The 6,614-nt window shown below is 44.1% G+C and carries 6 protein-coding genes; all 6 read right to left on the reverse strand.

The genetic code is table 11. From position 1 onward, the window contains the following. Nucleotides 1–33 precede the first annotated feature (33 nt). The 6 genes from DWX43_RS12630 to DWX43_RS12655 are packed head-to-tail and all read right to left on the reverse strand — an operon-like array spanning nt 34 to nt 6,409. Complete coding sequence (locus DWX43_RS12630) at nt 34–885, reverse strand: phosphoenolpyruvate hydrolase family protein (protein ID WP_118620517.1); 852 nt, start codon at nt 883–885, stop codon at nt 34–36. 44 nt (nt 886–929) lie between these two features. Beyond that, entirely contained in the window at nt 930–2,141 is a 1,212-nt protein-coding gene (locus DWX43_RS12635; protein WP_182440686.1) for a Tm-1-like ATP-binding domain-containing protein, read from the reverse strand. Nucleotides 2,142–2,183: 42 nt separating this feature from the next. Beyond that, nucleotides 2,184–3,170, reverse strand: coding sequence for an ABC transporter permease (locus tag DWX43_RS12640; protein ID WP_118620519.1), 987 nt, complete (start codon nt 3,168–3,170; stop codon nt 2,184–2,186). Then, nucleotides 3,136–4,650 (reverse strand): sugar ABC transporter ATP-binding protein, encoded by a 1,515-nt coding sequence (locus DWX43_RS12645; protein WP_243099307.1) that lies wholly within the window; start codon nt 4,648–4,650, stop codon nt 3,136–3,138. Before DWX43_RS12645 ends, DWX43_RS12640 begins: the two co-directional genes overlap by 35 nt. A 29-nt stretch (nt 4,651–4,679) precedes the next feature. After that, nucleotides 4,680–5,696 carry a sugar ABC transporter substrate-binding protein gene (locus DWX43_RS12650; RefSeq protein WP_118620520.1) on the reverse strand — a complete coding sequence of 339 codons (1,017 nt, stop codon included), beginning with the start codon at nt 5,694–5,696 and terminating at the stop codon, nt 4,680–4,682. A 50-nt stretch (nt 5,697–5,746) separates the two neighbouring features. After that, nucleotides 5,747–6,409 carry a cupin domain-containing protein gene (locus DWX43_RS12655; protein WP_118620521.1) on the reverse strand — a complete coding sequence of 221 codons (663 nt, stop codon included), beginning with the start codon at nt 6,407–6,409 and terminating at the stop codon, nt 5,747–5,749. Between the last annotated feature and the right edge of the window lie 205 nt (nt 6,410–6,614).

Genomic DNA, 6,614 nt, shown 5'->3' on the forward strand with positions numbered 1-6,614 from the left:
TAATACCTCCTCCTGATACATTGTGCGAAATCATTAGAAACGGATGTCTTTAAATCTTCTGATGTGCTGCGTAATCGCGGGTTCTATCGGAAGCCGCTCTGCACTGGATGCCCCGTAAAAGCCTGCAACACCCTTCGTGTTCTGTAAAATATACTGTGCATCTTCAGGCGTCGCAATCGGCCCCCCGTGGCACATTACGATTACCTCGCTGTTAATCGCTTTTGACGCGTCGCAGACATCCTGTACAAACTTGGCAGCCTCGTTCAGAGACATGGCCCATTCCATTCCCACACTGCCTCCGGTGGTGCATCCGCAATGGGCAACGATCACATCTGCACCGGCTTTCGTCATCTTTTCCGCTTCATCAACTGCCCAGGCATAAGGCGTGGTAAACAAATCCATCTCGTGTGCAATATGGATCATCTCCACTTCATTGTCAAATTTAAAACCAGTCTGTTCAAATTCACGGCGCATTCTTCCATCAAAATTGGCAATTGTCGGAAAATTCTGTATACCGGAAAAACCTATATTTTTTACTTCCTGTAAAAACTGCTCCATGAACCGAAACGGATCATTCCCAAAGACTCCTGCGATAACAGGAGTGTGTTCAACGATAGGCAGCACCTCCCGCGCCAGTTCCATCACAGTAGTATTAGCATCTCCCAAAGGCATGAGTCCTGCTGTTGAACCAATTCCGCTCATACGGTATTTCCCTGAATTGTAAATTATGATGAGGTCAGTGCCCCCCTGCTCTTCCAGTTTTGCACTGATTCCAGTTCCTGCACCAGTACCGATGATCGGAATCCCCTGTTCCATGTTTTCGCGAAACCTTCTTAAAATTTCAGTCCTTTCAATCCTTCTGGATCTTAAATGATTATTTTCCATATTCTCCTCCATTCCCACATATTCTGTGGTTTTCCTTATTCATTTTACGCCAGCATTTCCAATATCGTATCCGCAGCCAGTTCAGCAAAATCCGCATCATTGATGTGATATTTCGATTTTATCAGCTGAATCTGTGGACATAATTTATTTTCTAATGTCTGAAACAGTACCTCATCTGTACCAGGCTCATATAAAGCGGCCCCTTTTTTGTCTACAGCGGATAATCCCCCAAGTGGCAGGATTACAGTTACTTTCCCATTTGACTGATTTAATTTTTCCGAGAGATCACCAGCGATTCTCTTGTTTTCTTCTGCATTACTTCTTACAAATCTTAAATTTGCATTATGCAGGTAAGTCTTTCTGCCCGCAAAACGTTCCGGGACAGGATTCGGCGGGACAACTCTTATCATATCGACTCCTCCCGGGATGACTACCTGCGGAATTCCCGCCCTTCCGGCCGCCGTACACCGGTATGCCCCGTCAGGGTAACATCCCTCACAGACCGGATTGCTAAGTTCCGGAAGGGATAAGTCCACCAACCCCTGAATGCTTCCCTGGTCAATCAGGTCCTCCATAATCTTTCCGCCGATACCTGTTGTATGAAATACCCAGACTTCAAACCCCGCCTGTTCCAGCTTTTCCCTGATGTGATTTCCGCACGGTGTTACAACACCCCACATACTGACCGCAATAACCTTTTTTTCGGCCGCTTTCAAAGGCGCTTCAGCACGGAGCATTCCATCAAGTGCTGCCACTGCTTTCCCGACAATCATTCTGAAAATAGAATTCACTCCGGATATATCTACCAACGGATTTAAAACCATCGTATCCTTTATGCCGAAGAACTGCATCTGGTCTCCGTCAAGCGTCGCAATCGTCGATATCAGAACCTTTGGAAAGCCTACAGGCAGGCACGCCATTGCCTTTGAAATCATGAAAGTCCCCTGACCTCCGCCCATTCCAATAATACCGTCGATTCTGTGTTCTTCAAAAAGTGAGGATACAATTCGGGAGGCTCCCTTTCCCATGATCTCCAGGCACCAGGACGGTTTCCCGCTATTTTTTAGTTCTTCGAGTTCATATCCTGCTCTTAAAGCCACCTCCCGGGCTGAAATATCAGGTGTGACATCCGGCTGTTCCATAATACCAATGTCTACTAACAGTGTCTGATATCCATATGTTTCAAGACTCTGCTTCAGAAAAATGTTCTCTTCTCCCTTTGTATCCAGAGTCCCTATTACCATTATTGTTTTCAAGCCGTTTCCCTCCATTTTTCAATTCCGACTAATGAATTTGTCTTATACATCCTTCTTCTGCACATCTGCAAATACCGCGACTATAATCAGAATTCCCTTAAAGAGAAGCTGCCAGTAATAAGAAACTCCCAACAGATTTAGTCCATTGCTCATCAGTCCGAGAACCAGAGCACCCATCACGACTCCAAATGCATTGCCGACTCCACCGTTAAAGCTGACCCCGCCTAAAACCGCAGCGGCGATTGCATCACATTCCAGTCCTTCTCCGGCTGTTGGCTGTCCCTGATAGATTCTGGATGCAGACATGATTCCTGCCAGAATCGCCAGTGCCGCCGAAAGGACATAAACAATCACAACATCCCTGCGGACCGGAATCCCTGCATATACTGCTGCACTGCGGTTACCCCCGATCGCGTACATATGGCGGCCGAATATAGTCCGGTGCAGCAGGATCGAGAAAATAATGATAACCAGAATCAAGACACAGACAGTATTCGGGATTCCCAATATCTTTCCATTTCCAAAGCTGTAAAACAGCTCATTTTTTGCCTTTATAGGAATGCCTCCGGATATCAGGTATGCGGCGCCGCGAATGATATTCTGCATCGCAAGTGTCACGATGAAAGCCGGTATTTTCGTACAGGCCACCAATGCACCGGTAATACATCCAATCAGTACTGCAGCCAGAAATGTAACAAGCAGAGCGGCCGGGAAGCCTAACCCCAGCTGTAACAGCTTGACCATAAACACTCCTGCAAATGCAATTATGGAACCTACTGACAAATCAATCTCACCGATAATCAGACAGTATGTAAGGGCAAACGCCAGCAGACCATTCGTTACAATCTGTTTTAAGAGATTATTAAAATTCATTACGGTAAAAAAATTTTCAGATACCACACACATGAAAACAAACATGACCGCAAACGCAATTAAAATCCCCCGCTGCTGCTTTAATATAGAAGGCTTTTTACCTAAATTGTTTTTCATTCCCTCATTCTTTCCTTTCTGTCGTATAGCCCGTTGCATATTTCATAACCTCCTTCTGCGTTAATCCGGCTTCTGCGGAGTTGTTCAGGATTGTCATCAGCCTGCCTTCATACATCACGGCAATCCTGCTGCTTAAATTCAATACCTCCGGAAGTTCCGAAGAAATCAATATGACTGATATCCCCTGTTTTACCAGATCCGAGATCAGGTAATAAATGTCTGATTTTGCGCCAATATCAATTCCTCTTGTAGGCTCATCAAAAATAATGATGTCTGCCTGCGTTGCCAGCCACTTGGAAACAACTACCTTTTGCTGGTTGCCTCCGCTTAAGAATTCACACAGTTGGTTGGTGTCCGCCATCTTTATAGACAGACGGTGGGCATATTCATCAATAATCTCCTGCTCTTTTTTCCGGTCTATATGGATTCCACGGATAAACTGCTTTAACACAGTAAGTGTAATATTATAGGAGACACTCTTTTTCAAAACCAGACCGGATACTTTCCTGTCCTCAGGAACCAGAGCAATTCCGTGGTCTATGGCATCCGCAGGGCAATGAATCGATATTTTCTCTCCTTTGATAAGCATTTCCCCCTCTTTTAGCGGGTCTATCCCAAAGATGGCCCGTGCAAGCTCTGTGCGTCCCGCGCCCACAAGACCTGCGAATCCCAAAATTTCTCCCTTTTTTAAGCTGAAACTAACATCCTTTAAATACTTGTTTTTGAAGTGCTTTATTTCCAGAACCGGAGCTCCCACCTGAAATTCAATTTTTTCAAATAACTCCTCCAGCTGTCTTCCCACCATCAGAGAGATCATTTCATCCTGTGTAATCTCCCCAATTTTTCTGGTTGCCACAAACTGGCTGTCCCGCAATATAGTTACCTTGTCACAGATACGGTAAATCTCCTCCAGCCGATGGGAGATATAGATAACAGAAACCTGTTTCTTTTTCAGTTTTTCTATCTGCACAAACAGGCTTTCTACCTCTGAATCAGTAAGGGCGGCCGTAGGTTCATCCATGATGATAATCTCTGCATTAAATAGCAGGGATTTTGCAATCTCCACCATCTGCTGTTTGGCAATACTTAAGTATTTTACTTTAGTCGTGGCATCCAGGCCAAGTCCCAGCTCATCCAGAATCCGCTGTGCCCTCTGGTTCATTTCGGTATTGTCGAAAAAGTATTTTCCCTTCTTTTTCTCCGTTCCTAAGAAAATATTTTCTGCAATTGTCATTTCATTCACCAGGCAGATTTCCTGGTGAATGAAACTAATATGTAAGTCCCTTGCGGCTCCCGGGGAATGGATATTTACCTTTTCCCCTTGCAGGAATATTTCTCCGGAATCCATCGGGTAGATACCTGAGAGTATTTTCATCAGTGTGGATTTTCCCGCACCATTTTCTCCCAGAAGTGCATGTACCTCACCCTTCTCTAATGCAAATCTGACATCTTTTAAAACGGTGACGCCATAAAATGATTTATTGATATGGTTCATTTCCAAAAATGGTTTTCCACTCAATATACAACCCTCCTATCATCCGCCTGTTATTACTCCTCATAAGAAGGCGTGACTGCTTCATTCAGATTCTTAGCTGTAATCAGGGTGACATCGTTGTATATAATCCCTTCGACATCCTTTCCATCAAGAGCATCATACATCGTATTCATTGCCGTTTTCCCAAGTCCGACCGGATTGATATCTAACCCGGCATACATTGCACCTTCCTCAATATAGTCATATACTTCTTTCGTGCACTCATTTGTTGTGATCACAATATCGTCACGTCCTGCCGACTTACATACCTGGGCACATGCTGTGGTGGAAGGGCTGCTCCATCCCCAGAAGCCATTCATATCGGGATTTGATGTCATTACGTTTTCGATAACTCTGGTTGCCGTCTCGGAGTCCCACTCATCATCGCAGTTGTAGATCCTTTCGATATCCGGGTATTCAGCAATTGCATCGTCAAAACCTTTCAGCCTGTCCACACCCGCTAATGTACTTGTATAGCAATAGGTTACAACCTTCCCTTTGTATTCCCCGTTTTTTTCTTTCAGCCCCTCAGCGAGAGCTTTTCCGCCGTTATAGCCGATATCATAATCGCTAATCAGGCACTGTGCTACAGCCAGATCATAGTCCTCTTCATTAAGAGGGCGGTCAAAGGTCAAAAGCGGGATTCCTGATTGTTTCAGAAGGTCCATACTTGGCAGGCAGCCGTCAGCGTCCATCGGGGCCATGAGTACACAATCCACACCTTTGGTAATCATATCCTCAACTTGGGAAAGTTGTTTTTCCTGATCCCATTCCGGAGAATAAACGATAACCTCGTCCCCTTCTTTTGCGGCTTCTTTAATGCCGGTTACACACATGGTATAGAATGTCTGTTCCAGAGTTCCCACCTGAACCGCTATCTTCCTTCCGCCTTTACCAGAATCCTTAGTCTTGTCCGTCTCTGTCTGCTGTGATGTGTCTTTTGGAGTCCCGCTTTCTGTTTTTCCACAGGCTGCTAACATAACTACCATTGCTGCTGCCATAAAGATTGATGTTAATTTCCTTATTTTCATAAATTTTCTCCTTCCAATTTCGACTATGTGATATTATCTCTATGCTATTTTTAAGCCTTATCCGGGTTGCCCGATGCCTTTCCATGAATAGGTTCCCATAAGTGGCCATGTCTTGCATCGCCCTCTGGTGCAATTTCAATAGCTAATGCTTTTACAAGTGAATGGGCAATTGGGAAATCATGATGATTTCCATTTCCCGTCGCTACACAATCCCCTTCTTTTACCTCGTAGAAATCTCCGTTGTCCTGTACAACTCCGCTTCCTTCACAGATGATCCAGAATTCATCAAAATCATGATAGTGGTTATCAAAATTGGTATTCCGGTAATAGTAACACGGAGTTCCGGCTCCAAGTGCACTCTCGTTTTTCGGTATATCACTGTTATTCACCATGAACAGATTAATATCCGCGTCCTTCCATTCCCCGCCAATCAGAAGAATATCGACATTCCTGATAAAGAAGAAAGGGGGTTTAAAAATACCCTTTACCGTAAATTCCTTTGAAGTTGTCTTGTAGGTCTCATATTGATTTACCACCGTAACCTTTCCTTTGTCATTAACCTCGCATGCCCCGCAGAGTACAGTGAATGCTAATGACGGACAGTCTTCATTCACCTGAATACTTTCTTCCTGATGAAAGCAGATTTTCCGGAACATCTTCAATTCTGTCCATGCGGGTAAATCCTCATAATTATAATTTCTTACTACTGGCATTTTGCATACCTCCTTGTCTGTTTGATGAGATTAAAATAGCATGTATCACAAAAAGCGTCCATAATTCATAAGGTAATAGTACTAAAATGAAACACTTTTTTTGTTTTTATTTGTGTATTTTATATAGTTCCGAATATAAAACAGAAAAAGGCTGCCGCACCTATAAATTTGATATGCTCCCTTCTAGGTAGACAAGTGAAATAAT

This window comes from Clostridium sp. AF19-22AC (genome assembly GCF_003479085.1).
In the GTDB taxonomy this organism is placed as follows: domain Bacteria; phylum Bacillota; class Clostridia; order Lachnospirales; family Lachnospiraceae; genus Faecalicatena_A; species Faecalicatena_A orotica.